The sequence below is a fragment of the Sphingobacteriaceae bacterium genome (genome assembly GCA_002319075.1).
GTDB lineage: Bacteria > Bacteroidota > Bacteroidia > B-17B0 > Aurantibacillaceae > Aurantibacillus.
In genome coordinates this window covers 4,870,363-4,891,685 of record NVQB01000001.1, presented here as the reverse complement: position 1 = coordinate 4,891,685, position 21,323 = coordinate 4,870,363, and the positions used below count along the sequence as shown (strand labels likewise).

Here is a 21,323-nt window from a genome sequence, read left to right as displayed (position 1 = left end):
ATTTTATTTTTTTGTATTTTGATTTAATTGATTCAATGCCATCATATCTTTCATCGTTTTTTGCATGCCTTCAACACTACCATCCAAGAAGATGACATTTCCTTTCCCTTCCTGAGCAAAGTTTTTCACAGATTCTGTCCACATACTAAATAAGATGAGTGAAGAATCGAGGTGCGCCTCTTCCATTTCTTTAGCTGCGCCCGCCATTCCTTTAGCTACCTCCTGGCGAAACAAAGCGATACCCTGGCCTTTTAACTGAGATGCGTCTTTTTCAGCCTGTGCAGAAATCTTAATAAAGTTTCCTTCTGCCTCCGCGGCCTTCGTACGCGTAATAAGTAAGGCTTGACCCTCGTTTTCAGCAGCGGATTTTAAATTGTTACTGGCTACTACCTTGGCCATTGAACGCATTACTTCATCATCGAAAGTAATATCGTTTAACTGAAGATCAATGAGATGGTATCCCCACTCTTCCAATGTTCTGTCCAACTGATCTTTTACAGCTTCTACGATATCTCTTCTAAGAATTAAAACCTCTGATTGTTTTTTTGTTGCAACAAAAGCACGCACGGAGCCTTCTACAGAACGCACAAGTGCCTGCATGAAGTTTTTTTCATCAATAAATTTAAAAGCAACATTTTTAATAGTTTCTTCATCGCTGTTAATTACCGAGTAAAGCAACATCGCTGTAAAGTTCACGTTTGCCTGATCGACAGTAACTGCCTGGAAACCAAGTTCAGAACTGCGATTTTGAACGGATATTTTTTTGAAAACTCGCTCAATTAAAGGAATTTTAAAATTTAATCCAGGACGAAGAATACGCCTGAATTTTCCAAAGATCGTTGTAATAGCAATAGTACCTTGCTGAACAGTCACAAATGAAAAAAACAATGTGAGTAAAATAAGAACAAGTAATATGAGTGTTCCGAATGACGACATAAGGTATTATATTTGTATAAAGATAAGCAATTTAATCTTTTTTTTCCAAAAGCTAATAGCCGTGGTAATAAGCTTTTATAAATGGTTTGTATTCGTTGGTATCTGGCTTTTATGTGTTAAAAGTTACGGGCAGGAAGCGAAAAAAGATACCACCCAAAAAGGGGGGTATGAGGAGCTCTATAAAAAAGCTGTAAAACTCATCGATTCTGCAAAATACGAGCAGGCTCTTCCACTCTTAAAAAAAGCGCTTAAAGAACAACCTAATTATTGGGAAGCTCTAAATAAATCGGCTTATGCCAAAATAAAATTGCTGGATTACAAAGATGCTTTAAAAGACCTGGAAAAAGCGGAGAAAATAGCTCCGATGAATTTCGAGTCGTTGAAATTAAAAGCCATTACGCTTTACCTTACCGATAAATTTAAAGAAGCAAAGGTTGCGATGGATACCGCGGTTTATGTTCTAGTGCAGGAAAAGCTAGACGACCATGAGATATTTTATTACAGGGCACTCTTAATGTTTAAAGGAAAAAATTACAAAGGGGCCTTGGAGACCTGTGAGGCGGCCCTGGAAGCGAAGTCAAATTACATTCCCGCGATGCAGTTAAAGGGGGAAGTGCGCTTTGCAAAAAAAGAATATAATTATGCAATTAAGGAATTAAACGAGGCTATCAAACTCATGGATGAAACAAACCGCGACTATAAAGCCTATAAACTCAGGGCCAAAAGTAAATTTGAAGCAGCCGATTATGCTGGGGCTGTGAAAGATTGGGACGCTTATATTGACGGCATGCCAGAAGAGGAAGAAGCGTTAGTGGCCCGGGGTGCTGCAAAAATTAACAAAAATGATAATTCAGGAGCCATTAGTGACCTGGACCATGCCATAAAGTTGAATGCAAAAAACCCGGTAAGTTACTGTTACCGAGGTGTTGCGAAGGGGGGAAATAAACAATACGTAGAAGCTTTAAAAGATTTGGATTATGCTATAAAATTAAAATTCGATTACGCTGGAGCTTATGTGAACAGAGCTGCTATTAAGATGGCCAGTAAAGACAAGCGGGGCGCCTGCGAAGATCTTGGTAAGGCAGATGGCCTTGGAGATGAAATGGCAGTGAAATTGTATGATCAATACTGTAAAGATACACAGCGTTAATTAATCTCTTTTTCTTAATAAGAAAAGTTCTTCCATTTAAAAAAATTTAAACTACTTTCACAAAAACCGAATCTCTTATGAAGAAACAAACCGTAAAAAAGTCTGCGAAGAAAGTCACTGCAAAAGCCCCGATAGCTATGGTGTCTAAAAAAGCTTCCAAAAAATCGACGTCCAAAAAAACGGAAAGTAAAATCCAGTATTTTGGGCTTGTAAGCTTGAGTAAAAAAGTTGGCTGGTTACATTTTGCTTTTAAAGAAGCCATAACTGCCGCCGAACTGGAAGCTTTTAACGAACACAACCTGGCTAGAAGATTAAAAGCCACAGCCGTGGTAATAAGTAAAGACATTTATGATTATTGGGTAAGTGAGGAAATTCACAATGTTCTAGAAATGACCGACCTTAGTTCAGAGCCTTTCGGTTTTTTACCCGGAAAAGATGATGGAATTTATGAAGAGATACTTGAATTGAATCCTGGTTACAAGATTAAATAAATGAAGAAGCCGGCTCATCACCGGCTTTTTCTATTCTTTTATTCTAAAACAACTAATTCATTTTAGCCGGCACAATAAGTTCAAATTTTGGAATTTCCACATTAAATTCTTTACCATCCAACAGTTTCAAAAGCGTGTAGTAGCCTTTCATATGTCCCATTTCACTGGTGAGGTTGCAACCACTGTTATATTCAAATTTTTGACCTGGCTCTAACACAGGGGTTTCGCCCACAACTCCGTCGCCATCTACCTGGCGGCTCTCACCAATGCTATCAAAAATATCCCAATGTCTTCTCAATAATTGAACTGAGAAATCACTCTTATTTTCGATAGTAATGAAATAAACGAAGAAATAGTGATTCTCCTTTGGCATGCTATGCTGCGGCCAATATTTTACTTCTACAGAAATTTCGATATTGTGAGTACTTGTCTTTACCATGATCTTCCTACAAAATTAAACTGTTTCGCTCTAAAAAGCCAGCAAATATTTTTTTTAACGCTTACCCAATACACCGTGCTTCTTATAGTTAAAAGTAACAAAAATTATACCAGACTAAACACTTATTGACTGATAGATTCTCTCACAAGCAGCTCATTATAAACCTTTTCATAAAGCGGAAGGATTTTTTCAATATCAAATTGTTTAGCCTGGTTAAAGGCATTCTGTTTAAATTGTGCCAGCAGTGTATCATCTTTCAATAACCGTACGGCATTTTCCGACATTTCCTTCACATCTCCCACGTTACTTAAAAAACCGGTTTTGCCGTTTATATTTACTTCTGGCAAGCCTCCGCTATTGGTGCTAATGACAGGCACTTTCATGGCCATAGCTTCTAAAGCTGCCAAACCAAAGCTTTCTGTTTCCGAAGGTAAAATAAACAGGTCAGCAACACTTAATATTTCTTTAGGGTCGGTAATCTTACCAAGGTTAATAATATCGTGCTGTAAATTCATTTGTCTTGAAAGCTGCTCAATGTGTGACTTTTCAGGACCATCACCTACAAAAATCAACTTAGTAGGCACTTCTTTTCTCACGTTTTCAAAAATGCCTAAAACGTCTTCTATTCTTTTTACTTTTCTAAAATTACTTATGTGCACTAAAATTTTTTCGCCTTTTGGAGCGTATTTCCGTTTAATACAGTACTCTTTGCTTTCCTCGTAATCTTTGATATTAATAAAATTGGGAATTACCGTTATCTTATTATCAATCTTAAAGGTTTTTAAGGTATCTTTTTTTAGACTTTCAGAAACCGAAGTAATCGCATTACTATTGTTTAGTGAAAAACGAATAACTGGTTCAAAAGCGGGATCTCGTCCAACAAGCGTTATATCTGTACCGTGCAAGGTGGTAACATAAGGGAGATTTATTTTCTTTGATTTTAAAATTTGCTGGGCTGTGTAGGCAACTGATGCGTGCGGGATCGCATAATGCACGTGAAGTACATCTAGCTGCTCGTAAATAGCAACATCTACTATTTTACTTGCCAATACGCTTTCGTAAGGCTGGTATTCAAAAAGCGGGTAATCGTTTACGTTAAATTCGTGGTAGAATAAATTCTCGTTAAAAAGGTTCAAACGAAAAGGCTGACTATAGGACATAAAATGCACTTTGTGACCTTTGTTTGCAAGGGCAATTCCGAGTTCTGTTGCTACTACTCCGCTTCCTCCATAGGTTGGAAAGCAAACCATTCCGATATTCATAGGAGGCAAATTTACGGATTTTCTTGCAGCGGATCGTGTATACTTAATGTTAGACAGTTTTAGTTTAATGTGAATAGTGACGGAGGCCACGGGCAAACACCAGATAACGGACCCCGGCACGGAGATGATGGAATAAAGTGAATATTTGCTAAACCAGTGATGAGAATTATTAATGCTCATTGTGGGTTACGAAAAACAATTCCCTACCTTTACGCGCTTGAATTACAAATTACATAGCCTAAGTGCCGGCGATGACGTACTGCTGAAAGCCGGGAAATTATTGCCTTTAATGGAAGAGTTTTATACAATCCAGGGAGAAGGTTTTAACACGGGTAAGGCCGCCTACTTTATCCGCATTGGTGGGTGTGATGTTGGTTGTCATTGGTGTGACGTTAAAGAAAGTTGGGATGCGAATATTCATCCGCTTACTCCTATTGAAAAAATAGTTGAAAATGTTTTAGCTTACAAAGCTACAAGCGTTGTGGTTACAGGCGGCGAACCACTTATTTACAACCTTGAGGCGCTTACTTGGTTACTGAAACAAAACGGCATCGAAACTTTTATTGAAACTTCCGGGGCGTATACTTTGAGCGGCAACTGGGACTGGATCTGTCTTTCACCAAAAAAGACCATGGTACCGTTAAAAGCTATTTATACAAAAGCGCATGAACTAAAAGTGATTGTGTTTAATAAGCATGATTTTAAGTGGGCCGAAGAACAAGCTGACCTGGTGAGTAAAGACTGTTTTTTATATCTGCAGCCAGAATGGAGCAAACATGCGCAATTGGTTCCTGAGATTATTGAGTATGTAAAATCAAATCCGAAATGGATGATTAGTTTGCAGACTCATAAGTACATGAATATTCCTTAGTGCCGGAGAGTAGCTATCTCTACTTAAGCCTGACTTTAAAATCCCCCGAAACGAGTGAGACGGTGAACCGCAATTTTAGTAGATTTGATCTGAAATTATAGCGGGTCGTGTAAATGAAGTGCGTTGCAAAACATATTCTGAGTTTTATTTTTTTGTTTTGTGCTGCCTTAAATTTTTACGGGCAAAAATACAATTTTGTAAACTGGACCGTAGAGGACGGTCTTATTCAATCGCAAGCTTCATTTATTTGTCAGGATAATTACCGTCAGCTATGGATTGGAACAGAAGGGGGAATAAGTCGTTTTGACGGAAAGAAATTTACCGCCTACACAGTTCAAGATGGGCTTGTGGCAAATCATATTAACTCCCTGCTCTGTGATAAAAATGGTAATCTTTGGATAGGAACTAATGGCGGCCTTTCCTTATACAACGGAAAACAGTTTACCAATATAAAAGGATTAAACGGTCTTTTATATTCCATTTCTGAAATAGTTCAGATTGAAAATGGAGACATTTATGCACTCAATAATTTTTCTCTGATAAAAGTAAAAAATCTAACCGCTGAAAAAATTCTGGTTACAGGAGATTCGACGGAAAGAGTTACTACAGTTTTTAAAAGTCCGTCGGGACAAATAATGGTAAGCGTTTTTAAAAAAGGCATTTATGTTTTTGATAAAAAATGGATTTTGGTTAACGATCTGGGCGAGAAACAGGCAAAACTTTTTATCCGAAGTATTTATGTTACCACGCATAGCGACACCTTAATTTGCACGGGAATTGGATTATTAAAAATAAAAAATAAAAGAATTGCCCCTTTTACAGTGGGTAATAACTCTGCCTTTGAGCTTAACGTATTTAGCGTTACTGAAGACAGTAAACAAAATCTTTGGCTGGCAACAGAAAAAGGGTGTTACAGACTCGAAGGCGCTGTACTGACGCACTTCGATCAAAAAAGCGGGTTTACAGACAACTCTGTAAATCACATCTACAAAGACATTGAGAATAACTTATGGTTCGGCACTAATGGCGACGGTATTTATAAATTCCGTGAAAACACTTTTACCTATTATGACAAGTCTTCAGGGCTCGTAAACACTATCGTAATGGGTGTTACTGAAAGCCGCGACAAAACAATTTATGCAGCAGGTTATGGTGGTGGTTTGTATAAAATTGAAAGAAATAACGATATAAGTGCTGTGATACATAATGGTAAAACGGTGCTTGACGATTCTCGTATTAATACACTTTATGCAGACGATGAAAATTCTGTTTGGATTGGAACTTCAAATAAAGGAGCTTACCGTTATAATAAAAACGACGGGCTTCAAAAGATAGAGGCAAAAAACAATTCTGAAATAACTTTGAGAGGCGCAACCGTTTTCCTTAAGGACAAGACCGGAAACATGCTCATTGGCAGCAACGACGGGCTATATGTAAGAGATAAAAACGAGACCATTTACAAAGTAAAAAACTCGCCCGCGCTAATAACAGCTTTAAAACAGTTTGACAATGAGCACGTAATTTTAGGGAGTTCGAACGGCATTTTTTTATTAGATAACACCTATACAATTAAACCGTTCAACGAGGCCGTTTTTGGAAATGCGTCAGTACTCTGCCTTTCAAAAAACGGGAACAATATCTGGATTGGAACTACAGACAAAGGTGTTTTAAATTGGAATCACACAACCAATAAAATTATCTCTTACACAACGGCCGACGGATTACCCAGTAATTTCATCTACAGCATTGATGTTTCTGAAACCCAAAAGGCCTGGATAGGAACGGGATTCGGGATCAGTAATCTACAATTCGACAATAAAGGAAAAATTCTGGCGATAAAAAATTATGGGCTCTCTGATGGCTTATTGGGCATGGAATGCAATCATAATTGTTTGTTAAAGGCTTCTGATTCCAGTCTTTGGTTTGGCACAACAAAAGGACTTTTCCACTTTAATCCATCTACAAATATTGCTGAAAAAAACAAACCCTTTGTTCTGCTAAGATCCGTGAAATTATTTTCTTCGCCCATTACAGATACTACCCTTTTTAAGAATTCGGGAACCTGGTTTAATATTCCTCAGGGTTTAAAACTTTATTCTAAACAAAATCATCTCACTTTTGAATTAGGATCTATCTACTTTACAAATCCTGAAGATGTTTTTTATAAATACAAACTTGATGGTATTGACAAAAACTTCACAACCACCAACAATCCCTATATCATCTACCCTGCCCTTCCTCCGGGTAAATACACATTAAGGGTGACAGGGCTAACTAAAGGAGGAGCTGTTTCTGTTAATGAAATAAGTTATGCTTTTGAAATTGAAAAAGCATTTTACCAGACCCGGCTCTTTCAATTAATAGTTATCTTATTACTTTTAGGAACAGGGGCCTTGATAGCTTATGTGTTTACCCGCGGAAAACAAAAACGCAAACAAAAAGCAAAGGAGATTTTAGAAAAAATACGTGAAGAAGAATTCATGAAGCTTCGTCAGCGTACGGCAGAAGATTTTCATGATGAAATGGGCAACAGCCTGACACGCATTTCTGTACTGACAGATATCTTAAAATCGAAAATAAGCGGCAAAGAGCAGGACGTTAGTAACCTTGTAATGCAGATTAAAGAAAACACACGCACGCTGTATAATGGATCAAAAGACATTATCTGGTCTTTAAATTCGCAAAATGATGGGCTTTACGAAATCGTTGAGCACATCAAAGACATTGGCAATGAGCTTTTCCAGGAAACGCAAGTGGATTTTAATTTCAGTCATACAATTGATCCAGATACCAAACTCAAGCTCAAGCTGGATTACAGTAGGAACCTAACGATGATCTTTAAAGAAGCTTACAGTAACATTTTAAAACATTCAAGCGCAGATTGTGTAAATGTAAGCATCTCGTTGACTGTTTATAATGATCTTGAAATTTTTATACGGGATAGTGGAACAGGCTTTGATAAACAACTTGCGGTAAATGGAAACGGATTAAAGAACATGAAAAACCGTGCCGACCGGATGAATGGAATGATGCTTACGGACTCGAAGGCCGCAAAGGGAACGCAATTACATTTTATTTTAAAAGATATTTTTACTTAATTCAGCTATGGAAAACCAGGACATTATTAAAGTTGTAATCATAGAAGATGATGAAACCATAAGAAGCGGTTTCACTTATCTGATTAACGCTTCAGAAAAATACAAAATTGTTAATTCCTATTCCAGCGTGGAAAATGCCCTGCCAAACCTTGCCGCCGACGAACCACAGGTAATTCTTCTGGATATTGAATTACCGGGTATTAGAGGTGTTGACGCCATTCCTAAAATAAAGACACTTTTACCTAAAACACATATTTTAATGTTGACGGTGTATGAGAACGAAGATAATGTGTTTAATGCTCTAACTAAAGGAGCTGCTGGTTATCTCGTAAAAAGCGACAGTACAGAAAAAATAATGGACGCCATACAAGAAGTAGTTAACGGTGGTGCGCCAATGAGTATGAACGTGGCTAAGATTGTTATTAAATCATTTCATAAAAATCAAAATTCTCCCCTTACAAAACGCGAAACAGAAATTCTTGAGCAGGTTGCAAACGGAAAAAGTCGTAGCAAGATCGCTAAAGAAATGTTTATAGATCTTGAAACCGTTAAATCACATATCAAACACATTTATGTGAAGCTGAATGTTCATTCGCGCGAGGATGCCATTAAAGAAGCCAAGAATAATAAATATATCTAAGTAGATACCTTACTAAAAATCAGCGTAAGGTAAACGGTCTAAAAATCAGACGCCTGTAATTCATTCCGGTAACGTTGCCGTAGGTAAACTTCTCTTTACAATGTAAATTAATTGTAATTAAGTGAAGTCAATACCTTGTTTCAGATGCTATTCTTAATAATTTCATTAAACTGAACTAATGCTGGGGTTGGACTGTGCGGGTAGTTTTGCTGCATAAAATTAATTAAACCTCTATGAAAAAAAATCTAACACATTTAATGATGGGTTTTGGAATAATCGGTTCTGCTATGGCGCAGACAATTGTTACAGGACCAAGCAGTTCACAAACACCTTACCTTCAGCCTTTGGCAGCTGGCTCAACAATTACTTCAATATTTACAACAAGCAGCTCAGTTGGTGGTTACACTATGTGCGGAACTCCTGATGGATTAGGAGCTTACGATAACAATGACGGAACCTTCACTTTATTAATGAATCATGAGTTTGGCAGTACCGCTGGTGTTGCCCGCGCTCACGGTCAACCTGGAGCATTTATCTCAAAATGGGTTATTAATAAATCAACCTTAGCAGTAGTGAGTGGTGCTGACCTCATGCAAAACATCAATCTTTGGACTGGAACAACTTACACTACTTACAATGCAGCTAACACCTCTACACTAGCAGCATTCGGACGTTTTTGTTCGGCTGACCTTCCCGCAGTTTCGGCTTATTACAATGCTGCTTCAGGAAAGGGAACACAAGAACGGATTTTCATGAATGGCGAAGAGTCAGGAACTGAAGGTCGTGCTTTGGCGCACATTGCCACTGGACCTAATGCCGGTAATACTTATGAGCTTCCTCATTTAGGAAAAGCGTCATTCGAAAATCAGGTTGCATGTCCTTATTCGAGTGATAAAACGATTGTTGTTGGACTAGATGATGCTACTCCGGGACAAGTTTACGTATACATCGGTACAAAAAGCAGCACTGGGAATGAAATAACTAAAGCTGGTTTAGTAGGCGGTAAACTGTACGGAGTTGCTGTTTTAGGTTTATTAAATGAAGTAAGCACGGGCTTTCCAAATGCTGGAACAACATTTAACTTAATTGACCTCGGAAACGTTTCTAATCAAACGGGTGCAACATTAAACACTAACAGCAATAACGTTGGTGTTACAAACTTCCTTCGTCCGGAAGATGGAGCATGGGATCCTTCAAATCCAAGAGACTTTTATTTTGCAACAACAAATGCTTTTGCAAGTCCAAGTCGTGTTTGGAGACTTCGTTTTACTGACATCAACAATCCTGAATTGGGAGGCACTATTACTACTGTATTAGATGGTACTGAAGGTCAAAAAATGTTAGACAATATCACTATTGATCATTATGGTAACATGATGCTTGTTGAAGATGTTGGAAACAATGCACACAATGGAAAAGTTTGGAATTACAAACTCGCTACAGATAATTTCAGTCTTTTTGCTCAACACGATACTACACGTTTTATGACAGGTGGTGCAAACTTTTTAACTATTGACGAAGAAGCTTCTGGCATTCTTGATGCTCAAGACGTATTAGGTGCGGGTATGTTTTTAATTGTTGACCAGGCTCACTATGCACAACCTGGTGCTCTGGTAGAAGGCGGGCAGCTAATGACATTGTATAATTCAGCTGCTGCACTTTCAAATCCTGAAATTAACGTTCAAGGAAATGCAGTAAATATTCCAACTGGAAATACAGCAGTAACTGCGAACGACAATACTAACTTTGGATCTGTGAATCTTGGTTCTTCTGTGCAGAAAGCTTTCGTTATTCAAAACGCAGGACCTGGTGTACTATATATAAACAGTTTAAGTTTCTCAGGTGCTAACGCAGGAGATTTTACATTTGTAAACTCACCTGTTTCTACAACTATCGCGGCAAATGCATCAAAAACTATTTATGCTCAATATTCTCCTGTAGTTTTAGGAACCAGCAACGCAAAAATAATTATAAACAATAATGATTTTAACGAGTCTGGTTATTCTTACGCGATTCAAGGTTCTGGTGTTGCTCCTGAAATTAACTTAACTGGTAATAACGTAAACATCGTTAGCGGAAATACTGCTATCAATGCAAACGATAATACAGATTTCGGTTCAGTAATTTACAACACAGCTGTAACTAAAGAATTCTCCATTCAAAATACTGGAACAGGGACTTTAAACCTTACTGGAATGTCAATTAACGGAAATAATGCAGCGATGTTCACATTCGTTAATCCATCTACTTTCCCTGTAACTCTTGCTGCTAATGCAACCAAACAATTCACAGTGCAATACTTATCTACCTCTGTTGGAACTCATACTGCTTCCATCGCTGTAAATAGTTCTGATTCTGATGAGAGTATTTACACGTTCATGGTTGAAGGAAAAAGCTTACAAGACGTTGGCATTAAATCACTTTCAAAATCAGAAAACTTTGTTAGTCTTTACCCTAATCCAGCAAAAGACGAAGCTACTTTAAGATTTAATCTTGACGATAACGCTCACGTAGCTGTAACTGTATTCGACATTCAAGGTAAAGTAGTAATCAACTCTTTAGAAAAAGATCTTGAAAAAGGACAAAGAGAAATTACTTTAAATACTTCTTCATTAAAAAACGGAGAGTACTTTGTAAAACTGAATAACGGAAGCAAATCAGCTAGCGTTAAGTTAGTTGTAATTCACTAAACATTTTAAAAATTATGATAACCGGACATGAAATACATGTCCGGTTATTCTTATAAAAGTCATTACCATTGTCAACTAAAACCGCCATAATAGCTACCCTACTTCTTGTAATTACATTTGTTACTTTTTCCTTTAAGAACGATCAGCAACAAACAAATTATTCACTTGGTTATTTTAAAGGGTTAACCGAGTTTAACAAAAAACAATCCACACTGTTAAGCAGTATTCGTACAACTGATTTTAGTTCGGCTGAAGCACGAAAAAAAATAAAAGCTCAGATCAATTTGGTTCGAATGGATTTAAAAAAAATGGATTTCTGGTTCCGGTATCTAGAACCTGTATCCTATAAAAAAATTAACGGTCCCCTACCCGTAGAATGGGAAACAGAAGTTTTTGAAAAATTTGAAAAACCCTACAGGCGCGAAGGCGCAGGCTTAACATTAGCCGGCCTTTATATTGAGGAAGAAACTATATCTAAAGACTCAGTTTTCAACCTCATGCAATCTTCACTTAAAGCCTCACAAATTTATAATGAAGATTCTATCACCGTTCACCTTAAAACCTTCGACCATTTCTATTTATGCAACCGTTTATTTTTATTAAACCTTGCAGCCATTTATACAACAGGCTTTGAATGTCCCGATCCTGAAAGAATAATTCCTGAGCTCAGAATAATGTTGGGAAATACTTATTCAACTTACCTATCTTTTAATGAAAGTTTTCCTGCCAACGCACTTTCAGAATCTTATCTGACGCTTTACAAGGAGGCTATTACTTTCGCAAATACACAACCGGATGATAATCTTGAATTTGATCACTTCACTTTTATAAAAAAATTTGTAAATCCTCTTTTTGCTAAAAACCAGCAATTGATAAGAGATTACAAAGTTGTAACAAAAAGTTATGTTGATTATTCTTTAAGTAAAAGTGCGACCTCTATTTTCAGTAAATCGCTTTACAAAGGTCAAAACGCCAAGGGAGTTTTTGTAAGAGTTTATGATGAAAAAGTTTTAGAAGAAATTGATAACCTTGGAAAACTTCTATTTTACGACCCTATTCTATCTGGAAATAATCTGAGAAGCTGCGCTTCCTGCCACAAGCCCGAGCAATTCTTCACAGACACCTTAACGGCAACATCACTTCAATTTGATGGTAAAAGCGCCTTACCACGCAACTCCCCAACTTTGGTAAACGCTAATTACAATCATTTATTGATGGCAGATGGTGTTCATACTTCCTTGCAAGATCAGACACGGGCTGTGATCACAAACTCACTGGAGCTCTCCTGCGCAGAAAAAGATGTCCTCAAAAAAATTCTCAGCTGCGACGACTACAAAAATGGATTTAAAGAGTTGCTAAAATATACTCCCCAACTATCCGAAATATCAATGGATCATATAACGTCCGCAATAACCATGTATTACAGCAAATTTAGCAGGTACAATGCTCCATTTGACATGGCCATAAACGATGATAAAGAATTGGCCAAAGACGCTATGGCAGGCTTTAATGTGTTTATGGGTAAGGCCCAGTGCGCCACATGTCATTTTGCGCCTCAGTTTAATGGTGTTAAGCCTCCCTATGTGGGATCTGAATTTGAAGTTATTGGGGTTCCTAAAGACAGTAGCTTTAATTATTTAAGCGGAGACCAGGGAAGATACACTGTAAATCCATCAGAACAAACTTTAAACGCATTCCGAACAGGAACCGTTCGTAATGCAGAGAAAACCAAACCCTATATGCACAACGGAGTATTTAGGGATTTAAATCAGGTAATTGATTTTTATGATGCTGGCGGCGGTGCTGGCCGTGGCTTAAACGTGCCAAATCAAACATTATCTTCCGACTCTTTACACTTATCTAAGGAAGAAAAAACTAACCTCCTTGCTTTTATGAAATCTCTCACTGAGGTGATCCCCTTTGAAAAAGCCCCAGACACTTTACCAAAATCCAAAATAAAAACTCTAAATAAACGAAAAGTGGGAGGCGAATACTAATGAAACTAATTTACATCACCTATTTGTGTGCAGCTATCCTGCTTATTGTAGCTTGTAGCTCTCAAAAAAGAATTCAGTACGAATTACCGGAGGCTATGTTGCCACATGTTAAAGTGGAATATGCTAAACGCTGCGATCAGGGTTTAATTCTATATAACATGAGTTGTGGCAGATGTCATACTACTAAAGTGAAAGGCAGAGATGTAATTCCTGATTTTAAACCCGAAGAATTAACCGGGTACACACTTAGGGTTTCTAACGCCCGTCACGAAACAAGTATGCCCGACTCTCTTGTAACCGAAGAAGAGCTAGGCATCATAATGACATTTTTAAGCTATAAGAAAAAAAATAAATTATAAAAAATGAGCTACCTGCGAAATGAAAACATTCCTTTTGCAGGTAGCTCAAAAAGTTTTATTTAGACCTTCTGATGGAGTCTTGGCGAAGCGAATCAATTTTGGCAGCTTCAGCAGCCTTGTTCTTTTTACGTTTATCAAGTACTGCACCACCTACAGCACCTCCAATGGCCCCGGCAACGCCTCCTATAATGGCGCCTTTGCCGCGATTTTCTTTACCAATAATAGCACCGGCGGCTGCACCCGCTCCTAACCCTATGATGGCACCTTTGGCGGCGTTGTTTAAGCCTTTTTTCTTCTCAGGTGTTGAAGCTACAGTTGAATTATCTGCAGGTGCCACAGTAGAGCCAGAAGGCGAATTTGTTTGTGGCTGAGAAGCGGGTGCGTTGTTAGTTGTTTTAGGTGTATTTATTGCTGGCTGAGAACCAACGGACGGTATATTTTTCCTGGGAGCTACTTTTTCATGCCCCGGAGTTAAAGGAACCATCGCTGGGCTTTCTTCCTGTATGCCCGCTGACAGTGATACATTTGTCAAAGCCTGTAGCGAATCTATAGTACGCTGTTGCTTATTTGCATAAGAAATAGAATCGATGGTAGCTTGTTTCATGCGCTGCGCTGCAGCGTTCTGTTTATCTTTACTGTTGCAGCTTGCCATAAAGGCTACACTTGCAATTATTATCATTAGTTTTTTCATAATTTCAAATTAAATAGTGCTGCCTATTCAATAACAAAACTATGCCAACCATCAAATCATAGCATTTTCAAAGCTTTTCAAGGAAAAAAGTTTCGCAGAAGATGTACACGTAGATAAAATTCCTCAAAGCATAAAAAAACAAAAAGCCGCAGATCTCTCCGCGGCTCTTTAAGTGGCACCAATTATTTTTTTAATGATTTGGATATTTCCTCACCACGTTATGGAGTTCAATAAGTGGTTTTAAATACTCTTCAAGGTCATAAACACAAAGTTGTGAGGCTGCATCACACAAAGCTGTAGAAGGATCGGGATGAGTTTCTACAAATAACCCATCCACTCCACTGGCTACTCCTGCTCTGCCTAATACGGGTAAAAATTCACGGGCTCCACCTTTTGCATCTGAACTTGGAATACCATACTTACGCACGCAGTGGGTTACGTCGAATACCACTGGATATCCCAATTTATTCATATGGTAAAAAGCACGTGGATCAACAATAAGATCGTTATATCCGAATACATAACCGCGCTCTGTTAGAATTACATTATCATTTCCCGCCTCAATACATTTTTGCAACGGATGTTTCATATTATCTGGTGCAAGAAATTGACCGTGTTTAATATTTACCACCTTCCCGGTTTTTGCAGCAGCTACTATGAGGCTGCTCTGCATACACAGATAGGCAGGAATTTGAAGAACGTCACAAACTTCTCCTGCAATTGCTGCCTGATAACTTTCGTGAATATCTGTAATCAGGGGAAAGCCGAACTGCTCTTTTACCTTCGCAAGAATCTTCATCCCTTTTTCCAGTCCCGGACCATCATAATATTTTAAACTACTACGATTATCTTTTAAAAAACTCGATTTATAAATAATTTTAATGTTAAGACGAGCGCTTACTTCTTTTAATTTTTCAGCAGTGTCCATCATGATTTTTTCGTCCTCAATAACACAAGGACCACTAATTAAAAAAAGCTCATCAGAACCACAATTTATATCTCCAACTTTTACTATTTTTTTCATATGTACTTATATAGTTTTTAAATTTTGATTTAAACCGAATATTTCCATCATTGATCTACAATAAACTGGCACTCGACTAAAATACAGCTGCAAAGATAACATTAAATAATTTAATCTTGAAGCGTCAAAATTCTACCTACTCTTCATAAACAAACACTTTGATGAAGTTTAGGTAATTTTTACTTAACAAGGAAAGTACTTAAGTAAGCTACTTTTACGGCCATGCTCACTAGTTTAAGATTCTGGCTCATTTGTTCCTTTTCAGCCATTCTCCTCATTTGCCTCATTGCAATTTTTCTTTTTATTAACTCAATAAATACCTCTAAAAAGCTGGAAGATTACCACTCCAATTTAAAAACAACACGTATTCTTTTACTAGAAACAAATAAGTTAAAAGAAGATATTTTAATTGGTGATTTTAACGACTCTACTTTTTATAGTGAAGCCTTTTCAGCACCCGAAAAAAAATTCAGTGACCTCAATAAGAAAACAAAGCGGGCTCTCAGATATCTTGAAAAATCAAGCATTACCGACGCTTATAAACTAGAGTGGAAAATAAATGCAATCCAGAACTATTTCTCTGGGTATAAAAACACTTACAACGAACTAATTTATTTATATAAATTAAAGGGGTTTAAAAATTATGGATTGGAGGGAAAGATGAGGGAATTTGCTCATCAGATCTATAACTTTAAAAATAAAGATGTACAATATTTTTGTCTCGTTTTGAGAAAGCACGAGAAAGACTTTTTATTGCGAAAAGACCTTCAGTATGTGCACCAATTTAACATGGTAACAAAAAACTTTATCGAATTTATAAACGAGAGCACAGAACTTGAACCCCTTGAGCGAAATTTCCTTATCAACAACCTTTATTATTACACGAAATACTTTAAAATTCTTGTACGTATAGAAAGCAAAATTGGCACCAAAGGAAGCAGCGGTTATCTTGACACTTCAAAGCAAATTTTTGATAAGATCGCCTTGCTAATTGAGGATATGGATAATGAAATTCTCCTGATTAAAAAAGAACATAAACAAAAGCTTGCAGAAGACACTATAATGGTTGTTGTTATTTTAATCATCTTTCTCATCTTAACCATTATATTCCTCACGCAACTCATTACCAAATCTGTAAGATCCATCTCCTCATCTTTTCACAAATATATAAACTCTGGATTTAGCCTCGATTCCCTGACTTTCAAGCGCTCTAAAATAAAAGAGTTTCACTCTATTTACATTAACTTTCTTAAAATGGCTCAGGAAATACACATTTTCACAAACTTTTTCAGAGAGAAAGTTTTGGAACGCACCCTGGCGATCAATCAACAAAAAGAGGAAATTGAAGCGCAAAGAATACAGATTGAAGAACAGTACGCAACCCTCCTTACAAAAAACACAGAGCTCAATGAACAAAAACAACTACTGGCTTTAAAAAATCAGGATGTTCAGGAAAGCCTTCGCTATGCTAAACGCATACAAGAAGCATTGCAACCCGGAAAAACCAAACTCAAGGAATGTTTTGCGGACAGTTTTATCTATTCAAAAGCAAAGGATGTTGTGTCAGGAGATTTTTACCTTGTTTACAGAACCAGCAGAGTGGAAGGTTTTGCAGAAGACCGCATAGTATTCCTGGCCTCCGATTGCACAGGACACGGAGTTCCAGGGGCCATTATGAGTGTTTTGGGAATTAACACCTTATACAAAAACATTAAAGAACTTAAGAATACCGATCCCGGAAAAATAATGACCTTACTTGATAAAGACCTTAATGAGGTTCTGGCTCACGGTAAAAACCGGAACGATATTGTAGCAGATGGTATGGACATTGGAATTTTCTCTTTTAACAAAGAAACTTATGTACTCGATTACAGCATTGCGAAATTTCAGCAAGTATTGGTAAGAGATGGAGAAATAATTCCTCTCGATATTCAAAAATCAACCATTGGCTACAGTTTTTTTGAAAATGATAAAAAATGTTTCAAGACTTCCAGCGTTCAACTTCAGTCTGGCGACTGTCTTTATTTATTTTCGGACGGTTTGCAAGACCAGTTTGGCGGGCCTTTAAACAAAAAATACAAAAAAACAAAAATTAAGGAGCTCATACAATCAATTTATAAGTTACCAATGCAGGAACAAAAAATTCTTTTTAAGCGCGAACTTATTTCATGGAAAAAAAGACTTCCACAAACGGATGACGTTATGGTTATGGGCTTAAGATTCTAGATTTTTTAGGCCTATAAACACAACATTGTGTAAAATAAATCTTCTGCATTTTATTCCAGTCACTACAAAAGCCTACTTTAACTCATTAATTTTTAAGAAATGAATAAAGTACATTTGATTGCCATCGGTGGAAGCGCTATGCACAATATGGCTCTGGCTCTTCACGAAAAAGGATTTGAGGTAACAGGAAGTGACGATGAAATTAATGAACCAAGTAAAAGCAGGCTGGCTAAAGCAGGTATTCTTCCTGAAGAAATAGGCTGGTTCCCGGATAAAATCAAGGGCGATTTAAATGCAGTAATTTTAGGAATGCATGCCCGTGAAGACAACCCTGAATTAATTCGCGCAAGACAAATGGGACTAAAAATTTATTCTTATCCAGAATACATTTACGAGGCTACAAAAACAAAAACCAGAATCGTTATTGGTGGAAGTCATGGCAAAACCACTATTACAGCTATGATTCTTCATGTAATGAATTATTTAAAGATTGAAACAGATTATCTGGTAGGAGCTCAATTGGAGGGCTTTAATACCATGGTGAACTTAACAAATACTTCACAATACGCCGTAATTGAGGGCGACGAATATCTTGCATCACCTATCGACCGTCGTCCAAAATTTCACCTTTACAAACCAAATATTGCAATTTTAAGTGGCATAGCCTGGGATCATATCAATGTATTTCCAACTTTTGAAATATATGTTGATCAGTTTAAAAAGTTTATCAATCTTATTGAACCAAATGGAAGTTTGATTTATTGCTCAGAGGACAAAGTGCTGGAGGATGTTTGCAAAACTACCACAAACTCAAAAATTGACAAGATGCCTTACTCTGTTCCAAACCACGAGATTATTGATGGCACTACGTATTTGCTTGTAAACGAACAAAAAATTCCTTTGCAAATTTTTGGTAATCATAATTTAATGAACTTAAACGGAGCGCGCCTCGTTTGTAACAAGATCGGAATTTTAAATACTCAATTTTACGAAGCTATACAATCTTTTAAGGGTGCGGCAAAGCGTCTAGAATTAGTATACAAAAAAGATACCTTTAATTTCTACAAAGATTTTGCTCATTCTCCTTCCAAGCTAAAAGCTACGACTGACGCTGTGAAAAAACAATTCACAAAGCGTAAAATTATTGCATGTATGGAACTTCATACATTTAGTAGTTTGAACGAAGAGTTTTTAGCACAGTACAAAGACTCTATGAATTTGGCTGACGAAGCAATAGTTTATTTTAATCCGCACACCATAGCCCATAAAAAACTTAAAGAAATTACTCCTGAGCAGGTACATGCTTGTTTTAACAGAAAAGATCTTGAAGTGTTTACTAAAAGTTCAGATGTTACAGATTATCTGAAATCTAAAAAATGGAACGACTCCGTTTTATTGATGATGAGTAGCGGTAATTTTGACGGTGTAGATTTTAACAGTCTGGCAAAAGAACTTGTTATTTAAAATTTTATATATTTGGCAAACACACCTGCCAATGAAAGTAACTTTTACTACTGCACTTCTTGCATTCTGTATTATTTTTTCAATTTCCTGTAAAAAGGAAGTGAAAAGAATGGATTGGAAAACCGAAATCGAAAATTTTTCAGAACCTAGTGCCAGTTATAAAGCTTCTGACTTATTTATTCAGGAAGGAGATTCTGTATACTTTGAAAATTGTTCTAAGATCTATGATAAAATCAGTTGGGATTTCGGCGATGGAACCAGCTCGAACGAACTAAGTCCGAAACATATTTTTAAAGCAAAAGGCATTTACGCCGTTTCTATCACAACAACGTACCGTAAGGTGGAAAGAACGTTTACACAACAGGTGTATTGCGGCATGCAAGCTGCTGCAGATGTAACCTTTAATTTTTCTGATTGGAATATTCCCGCAGATTACCTGAATAAAAACTACACCATCGTAATTGATTGCAGTCTGTATAGAAATTCTGATACCTTAAAAAAAGTCTCAACATTTACCCAATTCCATTATCTCTTAAATAAGAATGATCCGTTTAAAGTAACCTTTCCTTTGATAGACGAACGCACAGACTATCAGGTTAAAGCGGTGCTCAGAGGCATTTACCCGATCTTAACCGGAAATGGAACTGACACTTATCAAACTGAAGACCTTGGAAGCATTTTAACCAGTTCTATTAGAATTTTCGGACCATCAAAAATAAATAAATCTTTCAAGGTTAAATTTGCTACTCTTAATTACGCGTCATTAGTAACCATCAACTAACTACATCGCTACAAATCCAAATTTTTTTAAAAGACTATCATCTTTCATGCTATTACCTTTAGGTAATCCAGACACATTTTTCTGCTCTACTACTGGCAAAGACTCCAAGGTATTTAACTTCCCCGAAATGGCAGATTGCGATGAATCTATAACCGAATTTTCTTTGAACGCAGATTTTGCGGATTCTTTATAAAGATAAACAGTATCATGAATATGTTCTGGTTCAGCGCTGATTTCTTTAGTCACGTAAACCGTATCTGTACTAGCTACCTGCAAAACAGAATCTGCTTTTTGAAGATCAAAAACACGGTAAAATAACCAGCCTGATATTAGCATTAAGATGACTGCTGCCGCTTGCCAGGCAATTATAGTTTTAAACCTTGCTTGCTTTTTGCGTGAATAATTTACATCAAAATGATTGAGAAGGGCGTTTTTCCTGCCAGTATTGGCTACTTCCGGAGCCCTTTTCAATAAAATTTTGACCCCTTTTGAAGTTTCATAAATCCCCGTATAATCTTCTTCAGACATATAAAGCAAAACTTGCTTTTTCTGTAAATTACTTAATTCGGTGTACGACAATTTTTCAGCCCAATCAAAAACAGTATTGGGCGTTTTTTCAAAATTAATATTCATGTGTAAAGTCTTTTAAATGATGAGCTAATTTTTTTAGTAGATAATAGATGCCTGATTTAATTGAGCCTTCCGGTAATTCGAGTATTTCAGCAATTTCCTTAATGCTTAGTTCCTGTTCAAATCGCAGGGTGTAAATATTTTTTTCCTTTTCGGTGAAGTTAATATAGACTTTTTGTATCTTCTCTTTCAACAAATTAAAGTCTGAAAATCCCATAAACCTGCTTGTTTTTTCAACATAAGGAAATACATTTTCTTGTAAGATTCTTAAACGGTTCTTTTCATCTCTAAGAACCTGTTTACAACGGTTAGACGTAACCACATAAATCCAGGTTGAGAATTTTTTTGATTGATCAAACAAATCAGGATTTTCAATAACCTTTATAAAAACATCCTGCACAAGATCCTCTGCCCTATTTGTTTCGTCGACAAATCCTTTGGCAAACCAAACTAATTTATTAAAATATCTGTCATAAAGCGTCTCAAAGGCTTGCCGGTCGCCATCCGTGAGTTGTAGCATGAGTTCTTCATCACTACTGTTAACTTTATCGTGTTTATTGAATTTAAACATCAA

Annotated in this window: 18 protein-coding genes; 11 read left to right on the top strand and 7 right to left on the bottom strand. The window is 36.9% G+C overall.

The window, feature by feature from the left end:
* Positions 1 to 3 precede the first annotated feature (3 nt).
* Positions 4 to 936, bottom strand: coding sequence for a protease (locus tag CNR22_21180; GenBank protein PBQ34175.1), 933 nt, complete (start codon positions 934 to 936; stop codon positions 4 to 6).
* Between CNR22_21180 and CNR22_21175 the strand changes: the two genes are divergently transcribed.
* On the top strand, positions 914 to 2,086 hold the full coding sequence (locus CNR22_21175; protein PBQ34174.1) for a hypothetical protein: 1,173 nt from the start codon (positions 914 to 916) through the stop codon (positions 2,084 to 2,086). The genes CNR22_21180 and CNR22_21175 overlap by 23 nt on opposite strands.
* Before the next feature lie 77 nt (positions 2,087 to 2,163).
* Positions 2,164 to 2,577, top strand: a complete 414-nt coding sequence (locus tag CNR22_21170) for a hypothetical protein (protein PBQ34173.1) — start codon at positions 2,164 to 2,166, stop codon at positions 2,575 to 2,577.
* A 52-nt stretch (positions 2,578 to 2,629) separates the two neighbouring features.
* On the opposite strand, the gene CNR22_21165 is transcribed toward CNR22_21170, so the two are convergent.
* Positions 2,630 to 3,016 carry a Co2+/Mg2+ efflux protein ApaG gene (locus CNR22_21165; protein ID PBQ34172.1) on the bottom strand — a complete coding sequence of 129 codons (387 nt, stop codon included), beginning with the start codon at positions 3,014 to 3,016 and terminating at the stop codon, positions 2,630 to 2,632.
* A gap of 122 nt (positions 3,017 to 3,138) precedes the next feature.
* Positions 3,139 to 4,278 (bottom strand): N-acetyl-alpha-D-glucosaminyl L-malate synthase BshA, encoded by a 1,140-nt coding sequence (bshA, locus tag CNR22_21160; protein ID PBQ34171.1) that lies wholly within the window; start codon positions 4,276 to 4,278, stop codon positions 3,139 to 3,141.
* Between the two features lie 172 nt (positions 4,279 to 4,450).
* Here bshA and CNR22_21155 point away from each other — a divergent pair, with 172 nt between their 5' ends.
* From CNR22_21155 to CNR22_21130, 6 genes are all read left to right on the top strand, one after another.
* Positions 4,451 to 5,149, top strand: coding sequence for a 7-carboxy-7-deazaguanine synthase QueE (locus CNR22_21155; GenBank protein ID PBQ34170.1), 699 nt, complete (start codon positions 4,451 to 4,453; stop codon positions 5,147 to 5,149).
* 113 nt (positions 5,150 to 5,262) lie between these two features.
* On the top strand, positions 5,263 to 8,247 hold the full coding sequence (locus CNR22_21150) for a hypothetical protein (protein ID PBQ34169.1): 2,985 nt from the start codon (positions 5,263 to 5,265) through the stop codon (positions 8,245 to 8,247).
* 7 nt (positions 8,248 to 8,254) lie between these two features.
* On the top strand, positions 8,255 to 8,887 hold the full coding sequence (locus tag CNR22_21145; GenBank protein PBQ34168.1) for a DNA-binding response regulator: 633 nt from the start codon (positions 8,255 to 8,257) through the stop codon (positions 8,885 to 8,887).
* A 233-nt stretch (positions 8,888 to 9,120) separates the two neighbouring features.
* Positions 9,121 to 11,577: a hypothetical protein gene (locus CNR22_21140; GenBank protein PBQ34167.1), complete on the top strand. Its 2,457-nt coding sequence runs from the start codon at positions 9,121 to 9,123 to the stop codon at positions 11,575 to 11,577.
* 86 nt (positions 11,578 to 11,663) lie between these two features.
* On the top strand, positions 11,664 to 13,574 hold the full coding sequence (locus tag CNR22_21135; protein PBQ34972.1) for a cytochrome C peroxidase: 1,911 nt from the start codon (positions 11,664 to 11,666) through the stop codon (positions 13,572 to 13,574).
* Complete coding sequence (locus CNR22_21130) at positions 13,574 to 13,933, top strand: hypothetical protein (protein ID PBQ34166.1); 360 nt, start codon at positions 13,574 to 13,576, stop codon at positions 13,931 to 13,933. Before CNR22_21135 ends, CNR22_21130 begins: the two co-directional genes overlap by 1 nt.
* A 55-nt stretch (positions 13,934 to 13,988) precedes the next feature.
* Here the strand turns inward: CNR22_21130 and CNR22_21125 are convergent, their stop codons facing one another.
* Together CNR22_21125 and CNR22_21120 are read right to left on the bottom strand one after the other, a co-directional pair.
* Positions 13,989 to 14,624: a hypothetical protein gene (locus CNR22_21125; protein ID PBQ34165.1), complete on the bottom strand. Its 636-nt coding sequence runs from the start codon at positions 14,622 to 14,624 to the stop codon at positions 13,989 to 13,991.
* A 190-nt stretch (positions 14,625 to 14,814) separates the two neighbouring features.
* Positions 14,815 to 15,648, bottom strand: coding sequence for a 3-deoxy-8-phosphooctulonate synthase (locus CNR22_21120; protein PBQ34164.1), 834 nt, complete (start codon positions 15,646 to 15,648; stop codon positions 14,815 to 14,817).
* Positions 15,649 to 15,870: 222 nt separating this feature from the next.
* On the opposite strand from CNR22_21120, the gene CNR22_21115 reads away from it, so the two are divergent.
* The 3 genes from CNR22_21115 to CNR22_21105 all read left to right on the top strand — a co-directional run bounded on the left by CNR22_21115 (position 15,871) and on the right by CNR22_21105 (position 20,119).
* Positions 15,871 to 17,874 carry a hypothetical protein gene (locus CNR22_21115; protein PBQ34163.1) on the top strand — a complete coding sequence of 668 codons (2,004 nt, stop codon included), beginning with the start codon at positions 15,871 to 15,873 and terminating at the stop codon, positions 17,872 to 17,874.
* Positions 17,875 to 17,973: 99 nt separating this feature from the next.
* A complete protein-coding gene (locus CNR22_21110) occupies positions 17,974 to 19,338 on the top strand; it encodes a peptidoglycan synthetase (GenBank protein ID PBQ34162.1) in 1,365 nt (454 codons plus the stop codon).
* A complete protein-coding gene (locus tag CNR22_21105; protein PBQ34161.1) occupies positions 19,328 to 20,119 on the top strand; it encodes a hypothetical protein in 792 nt (263 codons plus the stop codon). Before CNR22_21110 ends, CNR22_21105 begins: the two co-directional genes overlap by 11 nt.
* Here the strand turns inward: CNR22_21105 and CNR22_21100 are convergent, their stop codons facing one another.
* Positions 20,120 to 20,752: a hypothetical protein gene (locus tag CNR22_21100; GenBank protein ID PBQ34160.1), complete on the bottom strand. Its 633-nt coding sequence runs from the start codon at positions 20,750 to 20,752 to the stop codon at positions 20,120 to 20,122. It lies immediately after the preceding gene.
* A complete protein-coding gene (locus CNR22_21095) occupies positions 20,742 to 21,320 on the bottom strand; it encodes a hypothetical protein (protein ID PBQ34159.1) in 579 nt (192 codons plus the stop codon). The genes CNR22_21100 and CNR22_21095 overlap by 11 nt, the downstream gene beginning before the upstream one ends.
* Positions 21,321 to 21,323: the final 3 nt, after the last annotated feature.